General features: G+C 65.6%; 16 protein-coding genes. 10 read left to right on the top strand and 6 right to left on the bottom strand.

Annotated features, from left to right (window positions below):
• Positions 1-121: 121 nt before the first annotated feature.
• Positions 122-541, bottom strand: a complete 420-nt coding sequence (locus tag HU230_RS02355; protein ID WP_176533146.1) for a PaaI family thioesterase — start codon at positions 539-541, stop codon at positions 122-124.
• A 66-nt stretch (positions 542-607) separates the two neighbouring features.
• Positions 608-1,720, bottom strand: a complete 1,113-nt coding sequence (gene mutY / locus HU230_RS02350) for an A/G-specific adenine glycosylase (protein WP_176533147.1) — start codon at positions 1,718-1,720, stop codon at positions 608-610.
• 162 nt (positions 1,721-1,882) lie between these two features.
• On the opposite strand from mutY, the gene HU230_RS02345 reads away from it, so the two are divergent.
• The 8 genes from HU230_RS02345 to HU230_RS02310 all read left to right on the top strand — a co-directional run bounded on the left by HU230_RS02345 (position 1,883) and on the right by HU230_RS02310 (position 11,795).
• Complete coding sequence (locus HU230_RS02345; protein WP_176535175.1) at positions 1,883-2,362, top strand: DUF721 domain-containing protein; 480 nt, start codon at positions 1,883-1,885, stop codon at positions 2,360-2,362.
• Positions 2,363-2,484: 122 nt separating this feature from the next.
• Entirely contained in the window at positions 2,485-3,141 is a 657-nt protein-coding gene (locus HU230_RS02340) for a DsbA family protein (protein ID WP_176533148.1), read from the top strand.
• 346 nt (positions 3,142-3,487) lie between these two features.
• The gene (gene smc / locus HU230_RS02335) at positions 3,488-6,952 is read left to right on the top strand and encodes a chromosome segregation protein SMC (RefSeq protein ID WP_176533149.1); all 3,465 of its coding nucleotides are present in this window, start codon (positions 3,488-3,490) and stop codon (positions 6,950-6,952) included.
• Positions 6,953-7,074: 122 nt separating this feature from the next.
• The gene (locus tag HU230_RS02330; RefSeq protein WP_176533150.1) at positions 7,075-8,040 is read left to right on the top strand and encodes a small ribosomal subunit Rsm22 family protein; all 966 of its coding nucleotides are present in this window, start codon (positions 7,075-7,077) and stop codon (positions 8,038-8,040) included.
• 246 nt (positions 8,041-8,286) lie between these two features.
• Positions 8,287-8,847 carry a LemA family protein gene (locus HU230_RS02325; protein ID WP_176533151.1) on the top strand — a complete coding sequence of 187 codons (561 nt, stop codon included), beginning with the start codon at positions 8,287-8,289 and terminating at the stop codon, positions 8,845-8,847.
• 34 nt (positions 8,848-8,881) lie between these two features.
• Entirely contained in the window at positions 8,882-10,114 is a 1,233-nt protein-coding gene (locus tag HU230_RS02320; protein ID WP_176533152.1) for a M48 family metallopeptidase, read from the top strand.
• 163 nt (positions 10,115-10,277) lie between these two features.
• Positions 10,278-11,021 (top strand): P-loop NTPase family protein, encoded by a 744-nt coding sequence (locus HU230_RS02315; protein ID WP_173641235.1) that lies wholly within the window; start codon positions 10,278-10,280, stop codon positions 11,019-11,021.
• A gap of 105 nt (positions 11,022-11,126) precedes the next feature.
• Complete coding sequence (locus tag HU230_RS02310) at positions 11,127-11,795, top strand: P-loop NTPase family protein (protein WP_176533153.1); 669 nt, start codon at positions 11,127-11,129, stop codon at positions 11,793-11,795.
• 55 nt (positions 11,796-11,850) lie between these two features.
• Here the strand turns inward: HU230_RS02310 and HU230_RS02305 are convergent, their stop codons facing one another.
• A complete protein-coding gene (locus HU230_RS02305; protein WP_074131621.1) occupies positions 11,851-12,390 on the bottom strand; it encodes an adenine phosphoribosyltransferase in 540 nt (179 codons plus the stop codon).
• Between the two features lie 14 nt (positions 12,391-12,404).
• The gene (locus HU230_RS02300; protein ID WP_176533154.1) at positions 12,405-14,570 is read right to left on the bottom strand and encodes an anthranilate synthase component I; all 2,166 of its coding nucleotides are present in this window, start codon (positions 14,568-14,570) and stop codon (positions 12,405-12,407) included.
• 331 nt (positions 14,571-14,901) lie between these two features.
• Here HU230_RS02300 and HU230_RS02295 point away from each other — a divergent pair, with 331 nt between their 5' ends.
• Both HU230_RS02295 and HU230_RS02290 read left to right on the top strand, forming a co-directional pair.
• Positions 14,902-15,900, top strand: coding sequence for a VOC family protein (locus HU230_RS02295; protein ID WP_224942885.1), 999 nt, complete (start codon positions 14,902-14,904; stop codon positions 15,898-15,900).
• A 218-nt stretch (positions 15,901-16,118) separates the two neighbouring features.
• Positions 16,119-16,571: a hypothetical protein gene (locus tag HU230_RS02290; protein ID WP_176533155.1), complete on the top strand. Its 453-nt coding sequence runs from the start codon at positions 16,119-16,121 to the stop codon at positions 16,569-16,571.
• A 92-nt stretch (positions 16,572-16,663) separates the two neighbouring features.
• On the opposite strand, the gene HU230_RS02285 is transcribed toward HU230_RS02290, so the two are convergent.
• Both HU230_RS02285 and HU230_RS02280 read right to left on the bottom strand, forming a co-directional pair.
• The gene (locus tag HU230_RS02285; protein WP_092126885.1) at positions 16,664-17,338 is read right to left on the bottom strand and encodes a dienelactone hydrolase family protein; all 675 of its coding nucleotides are present in this window, start codon (positions 17,336-17,338) and stop codon (positions 16,664-16,666) included.
• A 165-nt stretch (positions 17,339-17,503) separates the two neighbouring features.
• Complete coding sequence (locus tag HU230_RS02280; RefSeq protein ID WP_176533156.1) at positions 17,504-19,576, bottom strand: cytochrome c1; 2,073 nt, start codon at positions 19,574-19,576, stop codon at positions 17,504-17,506.
• Positions 19,577-19,647 lie beyond the last annotated feature (71 nt).

Below are 19,647 nucleotides of genomic sequence, written 5' to 3'. Positions count from 1 at the left end.
CTGAGGAGCCGCGAAGCGGCGTCTCGAAGGGTGCACGGCCCGCGCTGGTGGCCGTGCATGCTTCGAGGCTCGCTCCGCTCGCACCTCAGCATGACGGGTTTGCTATAGCGCGCACGCCGCCCTAGCGCAGCGCCCGCGACGCTTCCACCAGGCGGATGCTGCTGCTCGCCGTCGCGAGCAAAGTGCCGTCCGCGGCGGTCAACCGGCCCTCGACAAAGGCGATGGTCTTGCCGAGCTGCGTGACGGTCGCCTCGCCGGTGATCGGTCCGGGCTTGGCAGGCGCGAGGAAGTTCACATTCATCGTGATCGTCGTGGTGAAGAGCCTGCCCTCGGTCATGATGAACACCGCGGGGCCCATCGTGTCGTCGAGCATCGCCGAGAGCATGCCGCCCTGGACGAAGCCGGCCGGATTGCAGAAGTCCGGCTTGCCGTCGAACACGATCCTGATCCAGCCGTCCTGCGGACGTGCGTCAGCCACGTGCCAACCCAGCAGCTTTGCGACTGGCGGCATCGGGATGCGGTCGAGTGCGGTTGCGATCATGGCGGCCTCCATTTGGGACGTCGTAGCCGAGACCTGCTGCCAGCATGGTGTCAGCAGGTCTCCCCCCTAGAGATCCAGCCCGTGCGCGATGGCCTTGCGCATCACATTGGGAAACGCCTCGCCGTCCAGCGTCGCCACCGGCACCCAGCGCATGCCGTCCGGCGCGCGGGTCCGCGGCGGAACATTGGCCGTATAGACCACGAGCTCGAGCGGGAAGTGCGTGAACACATGGGTGACCACGCCGGTCTTGCGGTGCCAGCGCGTGACGCCCTTGAGCTCCGGCGCCTGTGCCAGCGCGGCGGCATCGGCCTGCCCGGCAAGCCATTGCGATCCCGGCACTTCGGTCATGCCGCCGAGCAGGCCTTTGTCTGGGCGCGAGCGCACCAGGAGTTCGGCGACGCGCGTCACCACGAAGGCGGCGCCGCGGCGCAACGTACCGCTCTTCTTCGGTGCCTTGCGCGGGAACGTCTCCTGATCGCCGCGGGCGCGGCCTGCGCAATCGTCATTCAGCGGACACAATGCGCAAGCCGGCTTCTTCGGCGTGCAGATGGTGGCGCCGAGATCCATCAGCGCCTGGGCGCTGTCGCCGGCGCGAGAGTTCTTGTCGCCGGCACGGGACGGGCCGAGCAATGTCGCGGCCATCTCCTTGATCAGCGGCTTGGCCTGCGGCAGCGCCGCCTCGATGGCGTAGAGCCGGGTGACCACGCGCTCGATGTTGCCGTCGACCGGCATGGTGCGGCGGTCGAATGCGATCGCGGCGATCGCCGCCGCGGTGTACGGCCCGATGCCGGGCAGCGCACCCAGGCCCTCCTCGGTGTCCGGAAAGGCCCCGTCATGGGTGTTCAGCACCGCAACCGCGCAGGCGTGCAGGTTGCGCGCGCGCGAATAATAGCCGAGCCCGGCCCACATCCTGAGGACATCGTCGAGCGAGGCGCGGCCGAGCGCAGTCACGTCGGGCCAGCGCGACAGGAATTTCTCGAAATAAGGTCCGACCGCCCTGACCGTGGTCTGCTGCAGCATGATCTCGGACAGCCAGACACGGTACGGATCGGCCCGCTCCCCCGCCTCCGCGCGCCACGGCAGCCGCCGCCGATGCCGGTCATACCAGGCAAGCAGCCGCGCCGGGCGGTCGGCTTGCTGGTCGGTCGGTTTGGTTTTGGCGGCCGCGCGCGAGCTCATGATGTTACTCTAGGACAGATCTTGCCCCGTCATGCCCGGGCTTGACCCGGGCATCCACGTCTTTCTTTGTCCGGGGAAACAAAGGCGTGTATGGCCGGGACAAGCCCGGCCATGGCGGCAGGAACGTTCCTCACCGAATTGCGGGATGCTATAACCCCACCCATGCCCAGACCCGGCCCGATCAGCGCAAAGCCCTTGTCGATCCTGCTCAGCGACGTCTTCACCGACGCCTATGCCAAGCAGGGCTTTGCCGCTCGCGAACTGGTGACGCGCTGGACCGAGATCGCAGGCGAGCGGATCGCGGCCTATTGCGAGCCCCTGAAGATCCAGTGGCCTCGGCCGGTCGAGGGGCAGCCGCAGGAGCCGGCCACGCTGGTGCTGCGGGTCGAGGGGCCGATGGCGCTGGAGATCCAGCACTCCTCCGACGTCATCCTGGAGCGGGTGAACCGCTTCTTCGGCTGGCACGCGGTCGGCCGCCTGACGATCCGGCAAGCGCCGCTTTTGCGCCGCGGCCGCCCCGCCCGGCCGCGCCCGCCCGACGCCAAAGACGTGGCCCGGGAGGCGGCAAACCTGGGCGCCGTCGAGGACGACGATCTGCGCGCCGCGCTGGCCCGCCTGGGTGCCTCGATCAAGCGAAATTGACGCTTTTCGCAGGCTCGGCCGCGAGATCCCGGCATTGCCACAATGGTCGTTTCAAGCTAGCGAAGGCTTCTTTTCGGGACCCCCTTCATTCTGGCGTGAATGCGCCAATCCGGGAGCTGACCTTGATCATCACGCGCCGCGCTTTCACCACCGCTCTCTCGCTGACCGGGCTTGCCGCCCTCGCCGGGCTGTCGCCGCTGCGCCTGATCACGGACGCGTTCGCGCAGACCGCCGCCGAGGTCGCCAAGCCGCAGTCGCTGCCCGACATGGGGCTCGGCCCGCAGGACGCCAAGGTGACCATCATCGAATACGCCTCGATGACCTGCCCGCACTGCGCCAATTTCAACGAGACCGTGTTCCCGAAGATCAAGTCGACCTACATCGATAGCGGCAAGGTCCGTTACGTGTTCCGCGAATTCCCCCTCGACATCAAGGCCGCCGCCGGCTCGATGCTGGCGCGCTGCATCGCCAAGGACGACGCGCCGAAATTCTTCGCGGTGATCGACCTGCTGTTCCGCCAGCAGAACGACTGGGTGGTCAAGAACACCACCGAGACGCTGACGCGGATCGGCAAGCAGGCCGGCCTCAGCCAGCAGCAGGTCGAGGACTGCCTGAAGGATCAGACGCTGCTCGACAAGATCGCCGCCGACCAGAAATACGCCAACGAGGTGCTGAAGGTGAACTCGACGCCGACCTTCTTCGTCAATGGCGAGATGCTGAAGGGCGAGACCTCGTTCGAGGAGTTCAGCAAGCACATCGACCCGCTGCTGAAGAGCTGATCCCGCGCCCGCGAATCTGACGTCATCATACCCGCGTTCGAGGCGCGGCACGATAATTGTGGATGATTTGCGATCACGGCATGCCGCCGTCGCATTATTTGGTTGTTGAAAACCTGATTCGCGCGATGCGAATCTTCGAGGACATGCAGAGGCCGCAAAACCCCTGTAAATCCCTTGCAAATCCCTTGGGAAAAGCTTGGTCAAGCGGTTGCCCTGACGCACCGGCATCGCCATTGTCGCCGCTCATGAGAGCTGCACGCAGCTATTCACCCCAGACACCGACATTGCCATCCATGGTATTGTCACGGCAGGGAGATTCGCGCCCGGCCAAACGAGATTTGTGTACATGAAGCTCACGCGCCTCCGCCTGCACGGTTTCAAGTCGTTCGTTGAACCCACCGATTTCATGATCGAGCCGGGCCTGACCGGCGTCGTCGGACCGAACGGCTGCGGCAAATCCAATCTCGTCGAAGCGCTGCGCTGGGCGATGGGCGAGACCTCGCACAAGTCGCTGCGCGCCGCCGACATGGATGCGGTGATCTTCGCCGGTTCCGGCAATCGTCCGGCGCGCAACCACGCCGAAGTCGTGATGACGATCGACAATTCCGATCGCTCCGCACCGGCCGCGATGAACGACAGCCAGCTGCTCGAAATCTCCCGCCGCATCGAGCGCGAGGCCGGCTCGGTCTACCGCATCAACGGCCGCGACGTCCGTGCAAGGGATGTGCAGATCCTGTTCGCCGACGCCGCCACCGGCGCGCGTTCGCCGGCGCTGGTCCACCAGGGCAAGATCGGCGAGATCATCCAGGCCAAGCCCGAGCAGCGCCGCCGCGTGCTGGAAGACGCCGCCGGCGTTGCCGGCCTGCACGCCCGCCGCCACGAGGCGGAACTGCGGCTGAAGGCGGCCGAAACCAACCTCACCCGCGTCGAGGACGTGATCGGCCAGCTCAGCGGCCAGATGGAAGGTCTGAAGAAGCAGGCGCGCCAGGCGATTCGCTACCGCGAGGTCGCCGCCAAGGTGCGCAAGTCCGAGGCCATGCTGTTCCATCTGCGCTGGATCGAGGCCAATGCCGACGTCAACGACGCCGCGCACACCCATGACATCTCCGTGCGCGAGATGGCCGAGCGCACCCGCGAGCAGGCCGAATCCGCCCGCATCCAGGCAATCCGCGCCGCCGAATTGCCGGCGCTGCGCGATGCCGAGGCGCGCGCCGCCGCCGGCCTGCAGCGCCTGACCAATGCGCGCGAGATGCTCGACCGCGAGGAGCAGCGCGCCAAGGAGCGGGTCGGCGAACTCGATCGCCGCCTCACCCAGTTCGCCCAGGACATCGCGCGCGAGCAGCAGCAGACCTCCGATGCCGACATCGCGCTGCAGCGGCTCGACACCGAAGACGCGGAGCTGAAGGAAGAGATCAAGTCGCGCGTCGAGAAGCGCTCCGGCGTCGACGAGCGCGTCTCCGAGGCCGAGGAGATCCTGGCCGCGACCGAGCGCCAGTTCTCCGAACTGACCACGCAGCTCGCCGACCTGACCGCCAAGCGCAACCAGCTCGAAGCCGGCGTGCGCACGCACCGCGACCGGCTGGCGCGGCTCGATCAGGAGATCGCCAACGTCCAGGCCGAGGAAACCAAGCTCGCGCAGGAGACCGGCAATCTCGGCGACATCGACGCGCTCGCCGCCGCCATGGAGATGGCGCAGCAGACGCTCGCCGAATCCGAGGCGGCCGTGCAGTCCAGCGAGGCGCATCACGCCGCCGTGCGGCAGACGCTGGAAGCCTCCCGCAATCCGCTCGCCGAAGCCGAGAAGCGGGTGCAGCGGCTCGAGACCGAAGCCCGTACCATCTCCAAGCTCGTCACCAGCGAGACCAAGAATCTGTGGCCGCCGATCATCGACGGCATCACGGTCGCCAAGGGCTATGAAAAGGCGATCGGCGCCGTGCTCGGCGACGACCTCGACGCGCCGGTGGATTCCTCTGCGCCGATGCGCTGGACCAATGTCGGGGAAGCCGCGGGCGATCCTGCGCTGCCTGACGGCGTCGAACGGCTGGCCGATCACGTCCAGGCGCCGCCGGAACTGGCGCGCCGTCTGGCCCAGATCGGCGTGGTGGCCAAAGAACGCGGCGCCGCGCTGGTGTCGCAGCTGAAGACCGGCCAGCGGCTGGTGTCGCTCGAAGGCGACGTCTGGCGCTGGGACGGCTTTGTCGCCGACGCCCATGCTCCAACTGGCGCCGCCCGCCGCCTCGCCGAACGCGCCCGCCTGGTCGATATCGAGCATGAGCTGGAACAGGCCCGCATCGATGCCGCCGCCAAGCGCCAGGCCCTGGAGACGGCTGAAGAAGAATTGCGCTCGGCGTCCGCCGCCGAAGGTGCATCGCGCGAAGCCGTGCGTGCCGCCCGCCGTGAGACCGACGCCGCGCGTGAACGCCATGCCGCGACCGAACGCGAGATCAACCGCCACTCTGCGCGCAAATCGGCGCTGACCGAGGCGCATAGTCGCGTCGCCGCCGACCGCGCCGAGGCCGAAGCGGCGCATGAGAACGCAGTTGCCGCGCTGTCCGAATTGCCGCCGGGCGTCGAGACCGAAGCCCAGCTCGCCGCGGTTCGTGCCGAGATCGACAACCAGCGCCGTGCCGCAGCGCAAGTCCGCGCCGAGGCGCAGGCGCTCGCCCGCGAGGCCGAGCTCGCTGACCGCCGCGTGCAGGCCATCGTTGCCGAACGCAACGAGTGGCAGAGCCGCAAGACCAGCGCCGCCTCGCAGGTCGGGACCATCGAGGAGCGTATCGCCGAGGTGTCGGCCGAGCGCGAGGAACTGGCCAATGCGCCGGAAGTGTTCGCCGAGAAGCGCAGCGCGCTGATCACGGAGATCGAGCACGCCGAGGGCGATCGCCGGATCGCCGCCGATGCGCTGGCGACGGCGGAAGCAGCGATGGCGGAAACCGATCGCCTCGCCAAGACCTCGCTCGAAGCGCTCTCCTCCTCCCGCGAAGCCACCGCGCGCGCCGAAGAGCGCATGGAAGGCACCCGCCGCCGCCTCGCCGACATCGAGCGCGAGATCCACGACATGCTCGAGGTCGAGCCCAGCGCGGTCGTCGGCATGGCCGAGATCGAGCCCGGCGCGGAGCTGCCGCCGGTCGCGCAGGTCGAGGAAGAACTTGAAAAGCTGCGCCGTGATCGCGAGCGCTTGGGCGCGGTCAATCTGCGCGCCGAGGAAGAGTTGAAGGAAGTCGAGACCCAGCACACCGCGCTGACCACCGAACGCGACGACCTGGTCGAGGCGATCAAGCGGCTGCGGCAGGGCATCCAGAGCCTCAACCGCGAAGCGCGCGAGCGTCTGCTGACCTCGTTCGAGACCGTCAACAACCACTTCAAGCGGCTGTTCACCGAGCTGTTCGGCGGCGGCGAAGCCGCGCTGCACCTGATCGAGAGCGACGATCCGCTTGAGGCCGGCCTCGAGATCATCGCCAAGCCGCCCGGCAAGAAGCCGCAGACGCTGTCGCTGCTGTCCGGCGGCGAGCAGGCGCTGACGGCGCTGGCGCTGATCTTCGCGGTGTTCCTGACCAACCCGTCGCCGATCTGCGTGCTGGACGAAGTCGACGCGCCGCTCGACGACCACAACGTCGAACGGTTCTGCACCCTGCTGAACGAGATGACGGCGTCGACCGAAACCCGCTTCATCATCATCACGCACAATCCGATCACGATGGCGCGGATGAACCGGCTGTTCGGCGTCACCATGGCGGAGCGCGGCGTGTCGCAGCTGGTGTCGGTCGACCTGCAGGGCGCGGTCGATATCCTCGACCAGAACGTGGCGTAACGCACTCAGGCGTCATCCTGAGGAGCCGCGCATTCGCGCGGCGTCTCGAAGGATGGGCCGCGACTCGTGATTGTCATCCTTCGAGGCTCGCAAGCGCTCGCACCTCAGGACGACGGCGAACCATGACTTCACCCGATCTCCCTGCCGAACTGCGCGCCGCCCTCAACGCCAGGCTCGAAGGCCTGTCGCGCAGCGATGCCGCCGGCCGCGCCGCCGTGATCTCACAGACCTATCGCGAGGGCGGCGGCTCCGGGACGATCCGGACCGAAACCGATGCGCTCGCCTATGCGCTGGCGCGGATGCCGGCGACCTATGCGGCCGTGGTGGCGAGCCTCAATGCGCTGACGGAGATCCGGCCGGATTTTGCGCCAGCGAGCCTGCTCGATGTCGGTGCCGGCCCCGCGACCGCGACCTGGGCGGCGGCGGAGACGTTCACATCGCTAAAGGGCTTCACCCTCCTCGACGCCAACGGCGCGTTGCGAACGCTGGCCGAAGGGCTGTTTCAACGCACCACACGCCTGCACGACGCCAGCTACCAACTCGGCCAGGCCCGCGCCTTGCTGGACAAGGCCGACCCAGCCGACCTCGTCGTCGCCAGCTACATGATCGGCGAGCTCGGCGAGGCCGAGCGCGCAACACTGGCCGATGCGCTGTGGTCCAAAGCTCGCGACACGCTGCTCGTCGTCGAACCCGGCACGCCCGCGGGCTATGCGCGGATCATCGCACTCCGCGCCCGATTGATCGCCGCCGGCGCGCATGTCACAGCCCCCTGCCCGCATGACGGCAGCTGCCCGCTGGTCGCACCCGACTGGTGCCATTTCTCGCAGCGCCTGCAACGCTCGCGCGCGCACAAGCAGGTCAAGGGCGTGGATGCCCCGTTCGAGGACGAGCGCTTCGCCTATGTCGCGCTGAGCCGCGCGCGCATTGAGAACCGGCCATCGCGGGTGCTGGCGCAGCCCGATGTCGGCAAGGTCGAGGTTGCGGCCAAGCTGTGTACGGCGGAGGGCGTCGTAGTCGCCAGGGTGCCCCGCCGCGCCAAGGCCGATTACGCCAGCGCCCGGCGCTGGCGCTGGGGCGATGCGGTTTAGCTATTTGCGTCGTCCCGGCGAAGGCCCGGACCCATAACAACCGATCCGGTTGCGAAGCGAAGCCGACGCCGCGTGTGCCCTTTCCGCGGCCGCGGCGTATGGGTCCCGGTCTACGCCGGGACGACGCCTTTGAACTAATTGCACACCATCGCGACCAACGATTGCCCACCTTTTCGCGGCGGGCTGCCCTGCGCCCCAATCTTGGGCTACGGTGCCGCCGTTTCGTCCATCAGGAGCTGCCCTGTCATGTCGACCAGCTGGATCGTTATCGGCGTCATCGTCCTTCTCGTGCTGTTTGCGTTCGGCGCCTACAATCGCCTCGTCGCGCTCGGCCAGCGGGTCAGCCAGGCCTTTGCCGACATCGATGTGCAGCTCAAGCAGCGCCACGACTTGATCCCGAACCTGGTCGAGACCGTGAGGGGCTACGCCGCGCATGAGCGCGGCACGCTCGACGACGTCATCAAGGCGCGCAACTCGGCGATCTCGGCGCAGGGACCGGCCCAGGTGTCGGCGGCCGAGAACCAGCTCTCCGGCGCGCTCGGCCGGCTGATCGCGCTGTCGGAGGCCTATCCGGACCTCAAGGCCAACGCCAATTTCCAGCAGCTCGCCTCGGAGCTTTCCGATCTCGAGAACAAGATCGCCGCCAGCCGTCGCTTCTTCAACAACGCGGTCCAGGAATACAACACCGGCATCCAGCAGATGCCGGCCGCACTGTTCGCCGGCATGTTCGGCTTCACCCGCAAGGATTTCTTCGACCTCGGCGCCAGCCGCACGGAGGTCGAGGCGGCACCGAGCGTGAAGTTCTGAGGCGCAACGCGCGCCGGCGAGAGGCTGCTCCGTCATGGCCGCCTATGGTCTCTACACGCACATCGCATCGAACAAGTTTCGTTCGATGCTGTTGCTCGCCGGGCTGTTCCTGCTGATCTACGTGCTGGTCTATGCCGGCGCGCTGGTCGCGGAGGTGATGATCGATAGCGGCCGCACGGCCGATTACTATCTGACCCATGCCTCGCGCGATCTGGTCTCGGCCTTCCCATGGGCGACGATCGCGGCGGTGGCCTGGATCGTGATCGCCTATTTCTTCCACCAGAAGATGATCGACGCCGTTACCGGCGGCGAAAGCGTGACGCGCCAGCAGCAGCCGCGGCTCTACAATCTGCTGGAAAACCTCTGCATCTCGCGCGGCATCCCGATGCCGAAGCTGAAGGTGATGGACAGCCCGGCGCTGAATGCATTCGCGACCGGACTGAACCCGCGCCAATACGCTATCACCGTCACCACGGGTCTGTTGAGGGCACTGAACGACCAGGAGATCGAGGCCGTGCTCGGCCACGAGCTCACCCATATCAAGAATGGCGACGTACAGCTGATGGTGGTCGCCGTGATCATCGCCGGCGTGGTCGGCTTCTTCGGCGAGCTGTTCTTCCGCCTGTTCACAAATCTGTCGTGGAGCGGCGGCCGCGGCGGAGGCGGCTGGTCGTCGTCGTCATCCTCCTCATCGTCATCCTCATCCTCGGACCGCGACAGCAAGGGCTCGGGCGGCGGCGCGATCATCGTCATCATCATCGCGGTCGCATTGATCATGCTGGCCTGGCTGCTGTCGCAGGTGGTCAAGCTCGCATTGTCGCGATCGCGCGAATTCCTCGCCGATGCCGGATCGGTCGAATTGACCAAAAATCCCGATGCGATGATCTCGGCGCTGCGCAAGATCGAGAACCGCGGCGAGTTGCCGGGCGCCACCTCGGCGGTGATGGAACTCTGCGTCGACAATCCGCGCGAGGGTTTTGCCGACCTGTTTGCCACCCATCCATCGGTGAAGTCACGGGTCGATGCCCTGGTGAAATACGCCGGCGGCCACGATCCCGGACCGCTGGCGCTGCCGGATGAGACGGAGCCGCAGGACCAGCCGTCCACGGCAGGTGACCAGCCCCCGCCGGCGACCCATGGCCCGTGGGGTGACACGCAGCCCGCACAACCGAACAATCCGCCGCCGCTGCCGGGCACGGGCCCCAGGCAGGGGCCGTTTGGTCCGCTTCAAGGTCCGATCCAGGGCCCCTGGGGCCCGCACCGCTGATCGTGCCCTAGGTTACTCAGTCCATTAAGGAAATCCCCACCAAGCCGGTCATGGGCACCTTAAGGAATTGAATTCTCCCTCGTTTCTGCCATGTTCGCGCCCAAAGCAGTATGGGGACTTGCCGATCGCCATCGCGGTCGGGAGCGCGCTTTAAGGGACTTCCATGGCAAAGCCGGTTGTGATCGTGGTGGGCGCTGACAAGGGCGGGGTCGGCAAGACCACCGTCTCGCGGACGCTCCTGGACTATTTCAGTGCCAATAATGTGCAGACCCGGGCGTTCGACACCGAGTCGCCGCGCGGCACGCTGAAGCGCTTCCATCCCGACATCACCGAGATCGTCGACATGACGACGACCGCGGACCAGATGAAGATCTTCGATACGCTGAACGCCGGTTCCTCGGTCACCGTGATCGACGTCCGCGCCGGCCTGCTCTCGCCCGCGCTGGCCTCGCTGCGCGATATCGGCTTCCTCGACGCCGCGCGCTCCGGCCAGATCACCTTCGCCGTGTTCCACATCCTCGGCCCGTCGATCGCCTCGCTGGACGAGATCGCCGAGACCGCCAACTTCATGGGCGGCGCGAAGTACTTCCTGGTGAAGAACTTCATCAACGACACCCAGTTCTTCCAGTGGGACCAGGCGACCTACAATTCCTACTTCCACCGCATCAAGGATGCCGTCGACCTCACCATCCCGAAGCTCAACGAAATGGCCTACGAGCAGGTCGAGGTCTCCTCGGTTCCGTTCCTGAAATTCGTCGCCAACAAGGGCATCAACGACGACGCCGCCAACTACTCCTTCGTGCTGCGCGGCTATGTCCGGCATTGGCTCGCCAATGTCTGGAGCGAGTACGACCGGATCAAGCTGACCGACCTGGTCGGCGCCAAGTCGGCCAAGGGCGAAAAATAGTCGCGCGCAAGGGCAGCGAAAAGTCGCGCTCGGTAGCGAAAAAATCGCGCCGGGGGGCGGCGATGGGGCTGGATTGGGCGAAAATTTGGCCTGATATAGCGGGCGATGTCGTCCACGCCCGTTTACATCATCTGCTCGCCCCGCCCGCAGGTCGGCAAGACGCTGATCGCGCGGCTGCTCGGCGAATTCCTGCTGCTCAAGAACGGCGACGTCGTCTGCTACGACATCAATCTGAAGGAGCCGTCGCTGCTCGACTATCTGCCGCGGATCACCGAAACCGCCGACGTAATCGACACCTACGGCAAGATGCAGCTGATGGACCGCGTCATCGTCAATGACGGCATCGCCAAGGTGATCGACCTCGGCTACCACGCCTTCGACGAATTCTTCAAAATGGTCGACCAGATCGGGCTGATGAAGGAGGCGCTGCGCCGGCGCGTCTCGCCTGTGATCCTGTATGTGGCCGATACCGACCGCGCCTCGGTGCACGGCTACCAGACGCTGCAGGGCATGATCCCGCCGAACGCCCTCGTCGTCATCGACAACGAGTTCGTGGTGCGCGGCGAGCTGCCGCCCGTCATGACCGGCAGCCGGGTGCTACGCTTCCGCGCCCTGCCGGTGTTCCTGAAGACCTATATCGACCGGCTGACCTTCTCCTTCACCGGCTATCTGCGCCAGGAGAAGGACTCATCGACCGAGCTGCATCAGTGGATCCGGCGGAATTACACCACCTTCCGCGATCTCGAGCTGAGCATGCTGCTGCAACGGGGATGACTGTCGTCCCGGCCAAGCGAAGCGCGAGCCGGGACGACGTGTGGAGGGAGTGCCGCTAATGCCCCTCGAACGCCATCAGCGTGCGTACCGGAACGTCCATCGCGCGCAGCTTGGCGGCGCCGCCGAGATCGGGCAGGTCGATGATGAAGCAGGCCGCGACCACATTGGCGCCGATCTGGCGCAGCAGCTTCACCGCGCCCTCCGCGGTTCCGCCGGTCGCGATTAGATCGTCGACCAGGATCACGCGCTCGCCGGGCTGCACGGCGTCGGCATGCATCTCCATCTCGTCGATGCCGTATTCCAGCGAGTAGGCGATCCGTACCGTGGTGTGCGGCAGCTTGCCCTTCTTGCGGATTGGCACGAAGCCGGCCGAGAGCTGATGCGCCACCGCGCCGCCCAGGATGAAGCCGCGCGCCTCGATCCCCGCGACTTTGTCGACCTTCGCCCCCGCCCAGGGATGCACCAGCTCATCGACCGCGCGGCGGAAAGCCCGGGCATCGGCAAGCAGCGTCGTGATGTCGCGAAACAGGATGCCCTTCTTCGGGTAGTCCGGGATGGTGCGAACGGTCGCCTTGATGTCGTGGTCGAAGGTCATTGGTCTCGCAATCCTCAATTGGCCGGCGGATTAAGCCGGAATGCATTCTCGACAATGCGCAGGCCCACCTCGTTGCCGAGCGACATCAGCGATTCCGGATGGAATTGCACGCCGCCGACCGGCAGGGTCTTGTGCTCGATCACCATCGCGACGCCGTCTTCGGTGGTCGCGGTCACCGCCAGCACCTCGGGCACGCTGTCGCGCTCGACATAGAGCGAATGATAGCGGCCGATCACGATCTCATTGGGCAGATTGTGCATCAGCCTGCCGCCGCGGACCCGGACGCGCGAGGGCCGGCCATGCGCGGGTTGGCCGAGCTGGCCGAGCTGGCCGCCGAAATATTCGCCGATCGCCTGCACGCCGAGGCAGACGCCGAAGATCGGCAGCTTCTTTTCCAGCGCGGTGTCGATGGTCCTCGCGATGCCGAAATCCTCCGGGCGCCCCGGCCCGGGCGACAGCACCAGCAAGTCCCATCCCCGCTGCTTCAGCATGTCCTGGGCATGGATGTGCCGGACCACGGTCACGTTGGCGCCGACCTGGCGGAAATAGTCGGCCAGCATATGCACGAAGCTGTCGTCGTGATCGATCAGGAGCACGTTCTTGCCCGAGCCGGTGGCGTCAGGCGCAAAATCCGACAGCGGCTTCGGCGGATCGCCGCGCAGCGCCTGGAACAGCGCCGCAGCCTTGACCTGGCATTCGCGGTCCTCGGCGGCCGGATCCGAGTCGAACAGGCAGGTGGCGCCGACGCGCACCTCGGCGAGGCCGTCCTTCATGCGGATGGTGCGGATGGTCAGGCCGGTGTTGATGCTGCCGTCGAAGTTCACGCAGCCGATCGCGCCGGCGTACCAGCGCCGCGGCGACCGCTCATGATCCTCGACGAACTGCATCGCCCACAATTTCGGCGCGCCGGTCACGGTCACGGCCCAGGCATGGGTCAGGAAAGCATCGAGCGAATCGAAGCCCGGCCGCAGCATGCCCTCGACGTGATCGACGGTATGAAACAGCTTTGAGTAGGTCTCGATCTGCCGCCGCGCCAGCACCTTGATGGTGCCGGGCACGCAGACGCGCGCCTTGTCGTTGCGGTCGACGTCGGTGCACATGTTGAGCTCGAACTCGTCCTTTTCCGAGTTCAGGAGCTTGCGGATCTGCTCGGCATCGCCGATCGAGTCCGAACCGCGCGCGATGGTGCCCGAGATCGGGCAGGTCTCGACCCGGCGGCCGTCGGAGCGCACGAACATCTCGGGCGACGCGGAGACCAGGAATTCGCCGTCGCCGAGATTCATCAGCGCGCCATAGGGCGACGGATTGATACGGCAGAGCCGCTGGAACACCTCCGCCGGCGAACGCTCGCAGGGCTCGGCAAACAGCTGCCCGGGCACTGCCTCAAACAGATCACCGCGGGCGAACGCCGCGCGCGCGACTTCAACCGTCGCCTGGTATTCGCCCGGGGCGTGATCGGCAAAGCCCTGCCGCCCGGTCTTGGCGTAGAGGCTCGGCGCGGTCTCGTGCGACTGGCCGGCGGTCGATTTGCCCTTCCACGCAAACTCGTAATTCAGCGCCACGCCGCGGCCGGTGGCGCGGTCATAGGCCAGCAGCCGGTCCGGCACGTAGAGCACGATGTCGCGCTGGTCGGCCTCGCGGGTGCGCTTCTGCACGAGGTCCTCGATCTGGAAGACGAGGTCGTAGGCGAAGGCGCCGAACAGGCCGAGCAGCGGATCGGCATTGGAGGTGAACGCCGCCACCATGTCGCGCACCAGCGACATCACGCTGGCGCGGCGGGTGCGCTGGTCTTCCTCGACCGGCGCGGCGCCGCGGATGATATGACCGGCGAGCCGCGTTGCGCTCCGCTCCGTGATCACGACGCAGGGCTCGCGCAGCACGTCGCCAAGGAAGGCGATCAGGACCTCGCCGCGCGGGTTCAGCGCCTGCAACGAGAAATCGGTACCTGAGGTTTCCAGCACCAGCGGCGGGTCGGCAAAGCCGAGGTCAAAGCTCTCGTAGCGGCCCGGCACTGTCGTGCCCGAAGACAGCACCACGCCGCGGCGGCGGTCCAAGAGCGCGATCAGCTCGTCGAGGCGGTTGGCGCCGCCGGTGAACTGCTCGACCACGCGCGCAACCGCAAGGCCGCCATTGGTGAGGTATTCGCTTCGAGCCGGCAGGGAGAAGACTGTCCTGTTCATGTGATCCTCTTACGAAACTTGGGAAGAGAGCGCCACACAGGACAAACGAAGGGAGACCGTCGCACTGCGATGGCGACCTTCGACGTTTCTGAGAAATGAAAACGCACCGGCCACCTATGAGAAGGTGGGCCACCAACGACGGGATGGACTGGCAACGGTGCTCATGGCCGCTACTCACCACCCGACGCGTGCCGTGTCAAGGGATGGCCCGACACCCCTGCCCCAAGGCGGGACGGCATTTTCGGGGTTTGAAGCGACCGGAATCCGCGTAGGATTTGTCGAAATAGCGGTGACCAGCCGCCCAAAAAACAGACAGATGGTGGAGGCGCAGATGGCGATTTTGGGTCTCGGATATGCCGGCTTCGGCTCCGACGCGCTCGACGACTGGCGGCAATTCGGTACCGGCCTGGTCGGGCTGCAGTCGATCGAGCGCGGCAACTCGCTGCTTGCCTTCCGGATGGACGACCGCAAGCAGCGCATCGTGATCGACCGCGCGCAGGGCGAAGGGACAAGGTTCTTCGGCTGGGAGGTGGCGGATGCCGCAGCCCTCGACGCGCTGGCGGCGCGGCTTGAGCATGCCGGCGTTGCCGTGACCGCCGAGCCGCAGGCGCTCGCCGATACCAGGCGGGTGCGCGGCCTGATCTCGTTTCGGGATCCCGCCGGCAACCGTATCGAGGCGTTTCATGGCGCCGAGATCGACGACACGCCGTTCCGGCCGGGCCGATCGATCTCCGGCTTCCGCACCGGGCCGCTCGGCCTCGGCCACGCCGTGCTGACGGTCGAGAATCTCGCCCCTGTCATGAGCTTCTATGTCGACGTGCTCGGCTTCGGCCTCAGCGACTACATCGAAAAGCCGTTCCGCGCCTATTTCTTCCACGTCAATGCGCGCCACCACTCGCTGGCGCTGATCGAGACCGGCAGCAACGGCATGCATCATCTGATGGTGGAATTGTTCTCGCTCGACGATGTCGGTCAGGCCTACGACATCGCGATGAAGGAAGACCGGGTCAACGTCACGCTCGGCCGCCACACCAACGACCTGATGACCTCGTTCTACGCCAAGTCGCCGTCAGCCTTCATGGTCGAGTGCGGCTGGGGCGGCCGCGAGATCGATCCGGCGAACTGGACGCCGTTCGAGATGCATGACGGCCCGAGCCTGTGGGGCCACGAACGCGTCTGGCTGTCGCCGGAAGACCGTGCCGTCGCGCGCGAGATGCGGATGCGCGCCGCCTCGGAAGGCAAGCGCGCGCCGGTGCAGGTGCTGGAAGGCAATTTCAAGCTGATGTCGGGGACCTGCCCGTGGTGGGACGGGGTGAGGCGACCTGGCTGATTCGGTGAGCTATTCCTGCCAACCGTGATTATTTCAGAGCTGTTCAACCGACCGCTACGGTCGGTCATTGACAGGCCATCATTCAATCTGAGATAGCACCAAGATGCCGGGTAAACTGTCAATACCATATTGATCATCGCGTGTGACTTCGGAGGTGTCCCCTGCTTTTTTCCAGCGACGCCGAACTGGCAAACCTGTCACACTTTGCGGGACGGCATTTGGCTATTGCCAGTCGAATTATTCTTGATGACGGTTTCTTGCTTCCGTTCGGACTGAAATTGACACTGAGCTTCTGGAGCGGCGCAACAGAAGAAATCGTCGGACTGCGAACGGACGACCCCAACCTCATACTAGAGATGGCGGAAAGCTGGTTCATGACGGATCACAAGAAAGCAAAATTCGTCAGTGTCGCGATCGACAGTTTCAGCACGGTCGACGGCGCTCGAACAGCCGCCGTCATCATATCGGCGCGCCCCAAGGACTTCTCGAGCAGAATTCTGGTTTTCCTGCCCTACACACCGAAAACCGAGAACTCGCCAACCGTTTTGCGGGCTCCGCGTGTCGATTTCCCGGCAGAAAGCGTCTCGCTTATGCCGAAACGGGACTTTGTCCTGACGAATCTGTTGCGGGGGCGCGAGAGCCATCCAGTGAGCAAACCGGGTGTGCAATAACAACCCGGCGGATCAGTTCGCCGTGGACGCCGACCTCCGCAGCATTCACGTTTCCCTTTTCAAACGGGTCGGCGACGTATGCCGTCTCGATCTCACCCGAGATGCTTCCTGAAGAAGTCCGTCGCGCGGTCCCAGGCCAGTTCGGCGCACTGCCGGTCGTGCACCGACAGGCGCTGCTCGTTGCCGAAACCGTGCTCGGCGTCATAGCGATACAGCTCCAGCGACTTGCCGGCGGCCCTCATCGCCTTCTCAAAACCATCGACCAGTGCCGGCGTGCACCAGTCGTCCTTGGTGGCGAAATGGCCTTGGAGCGGAATTCTCACGTCCGCCGGCTTGGCCGCCTGCTCCGGCGGAATGCCGTAGAACACCACACCGGCGGTCAGCTCCGGGATCTTGGTGGCGCCGATGATGGTCACCGCGCCGCCGAGGCAGAAGCCGGTCAGGCCGACCTTGGCGCCGTTCTTGCCAAGATATTGCGCGGCGCCGCGCACCGTCTGCGTGGTGGCGTCCATGAAGTCGAGCGAGTTCATCTCTTTGCCGGCCGCGTCGGTGTCGTGATACGGCACCACCTTGCCCTTATAGAGATCGGGCGCCAGCGCATCGAAACCGGCCCGCGCGAAGCGGTCGCACATTCCCTTGATCTGGTCCTGCAGCCCCCACCATTCCTGGATCACGACGACCCCGGGCGCGTTGCCGCGCGCGGCGTTGGCGAGATAGCCTGACGCTTCCTTGCCGTCCGGACGCTTGAAGTTGATGCTGGTACCCATGAGTTCCTCCGCAATGTTTGCCGGCCGATTGGCCGGCATTTTGTCCGCACTACAGCCAGGAAGCAATCAATTAGCCGTCATTGCGGGCCAACGGCTCGCAATGACGGGAGCAAACAAAAAAGCCCCCGAAGGGGCTTTCTCAAACGCGCGATACCATGCCCGAGGTCAGTGAGCGTCGGCCCAGACCTTGCGCTTGGTGAAGTACATCAGGATGGCGAAGATCACGAGGAAGAAGAACACCTGCATGCCGATCCGCTTGCGCTCTTCCATGTGCGGCTCGGCGGCCCACATCAGGAACGTGGTGACGTCGTGCGCGTACTGCTTGACCGTCGCCGGCGAACCGTCGTCGAAGGTCACCTGACCGTCGGACAGCGGCTTCGGCATCTTGATGGCATGGCCGGGGAAGTACTTGTTGTAGTACGAGCCTTCCGGGATCGTCACGCCGACCGGGACCTTGTCCTCGAAGCCCTGCAGGATGGCGTCGACGTAGTCGGGTCCCTGCTCCTGGTACTGGCTGAAGAAGTCGATCACGAATTGCGGGAAGCCGCGCTTGTAGGACCGTGCCTTGGTGATCAGCGAGAGGTCGGGCGGCGCCGCGCCGCCATTGGCCGCGCGCGCGGCCTGCTCGTTCGGGAACGGCGCCGGGAAGTAGTCCGCTGGGCGGCCCGGACGCTCGAACATCTCGCCCTGGTCGTTGGGGCCGTCCTTGATCTTGTACTCGGACGCAAACGCAGCCGCCTGCGCCTCCGAATAGCCGGGGCCGCCGGCATCGGCGAGGTTGCGGAACGCGACATAGGACAGGCCGTGGCAGGCCGAGCAGACTTCCTTGTAGACCTTCAGGCCACGCTGCAGCGAGCCGCGGTCATACTTGCCGAACGGGCCGGAGAACGACCAGCTCTGCGCCGGCGGGGCGTCGCCGCCCTCCTCGGCCTTGGCGTTCTGGGTGCTGCCGGCGAACAGGCCGCCAGCCACCACCAGCGCGAGCATGACGGAGGCTGCGGTCGCGGCCCTGCCCTTGCTCTTCGCCAGCACGTCGTCGGCGATCGAGTTCGGCACCGGGCGCGGCGTCTCGATGCGGGCGAGCAGCGGCAGCACGATCAGGAAGTAGGCGAAGTAGCACACCGTCAGGATCCGGCCGGCGATCACATAGATGCCTTCCGGCGGCTGCGAGCCGAGATAGCCGAGCAGGATGCAGACCACCACGAAGATCCAGAAGAACTGCTTGGCCAGCGGACGATACTTCGACGAACGGGTCCGTGCGCTGTCGAGCCAGGGCAGGAAGCACAGGATGATGATCGCCGAGAACATCGCCACGACGCCGGCGAGCTTGTTCGGGATCGAGCGCAGGATCGCGTAGAACGGCAGATAGTACCATTCAGGCACGATGTGCGCCGGGGTCACGCCGGGGTTCGCCGGGATGTAGTTGTCGGCGTCGCCGAGATAGTTCGGCATGTAGAAGATGAACCAGGCGAAGAAGATCAGGAAGCACGACACACCGAACGCGTCCTTGATCGTCGCATACGGGGTGAACGGCACGGTGTCCTTCTCGGTCTTGGCCTCGACGCCGGCCGGGTTGTTCTGCCCCGCGACATGCAGCGCCCAGACGTGCAGCACGACCACGCCGGCGATCACGAACGGCAGCAGATAGTGCAGCGAGAAGAAGCGGTTCAGCGTCGGATTGCCGACCGAATAGCCGCCCCACAGCAGGGTCACGATGCTCTCGCCGAAATACGGCACGGCCGAGAACAGATTGGTGATGACGGTGGCGCCCCAGAAGCTCATCTGGCCCCACGGCAGCACGTAGCCCATGAAGCCGGTCGCCATCATCAGCAGGTAGATGATGACGCCGAGGATCCACAGCACCTCGCGCGGCTCCTTGTACGACCCGTAATAGAGACCGCGGAACATGTGGATGTAGACGGCGAAGAAGAACATCGACGCGCCGCAGGCATGCATGTTGCGCAGAAGCCAGCCGTAGTTGACGTCGCGGACGATAAGCTCGACCGACTTGAAGGCGAGATCGGCGTGCGGCGTGTAGTGCATCGCCAGGATCACGCCGGTCAGGATCTGCAGCGCCAGCATCATCGAAAGGATGGCGCCGAAGGTCCACCAGTAGTTCAGGTTGCGCGGCGTCGGATAGGCCACGAACGAGGAGTGGACGAGGCCGAAGATGGGAAGGCGCCGTTCGATCCACTTCAAGGCGGGGTTGCTCGGTTGAAAATCAGATGGTCCGCTCATTGATGCGATCCTGAAGAAGAAAAACGACGCGATGGGTCCAAGGGGAAGCCGAAGTCCCGTGATGTCCGGGA

The sequence above is a fragment of the Bradyrhizobium quebecense genome (genome assembly GCF_013373795.3).
In the GTDB taxonomy this organism is placed as follows: Bacteria; Pseudomonadota; Alphaproteobacteria; order Rhizobiales; family Xanthobacteraceae; genus Bradyrhizobium; species Bradyrhizobium quebecense.
Note: the sequence above shows the minus strand (reverse complement) of the source record. Positions and strands in the feature narration are given on the sequence as shown.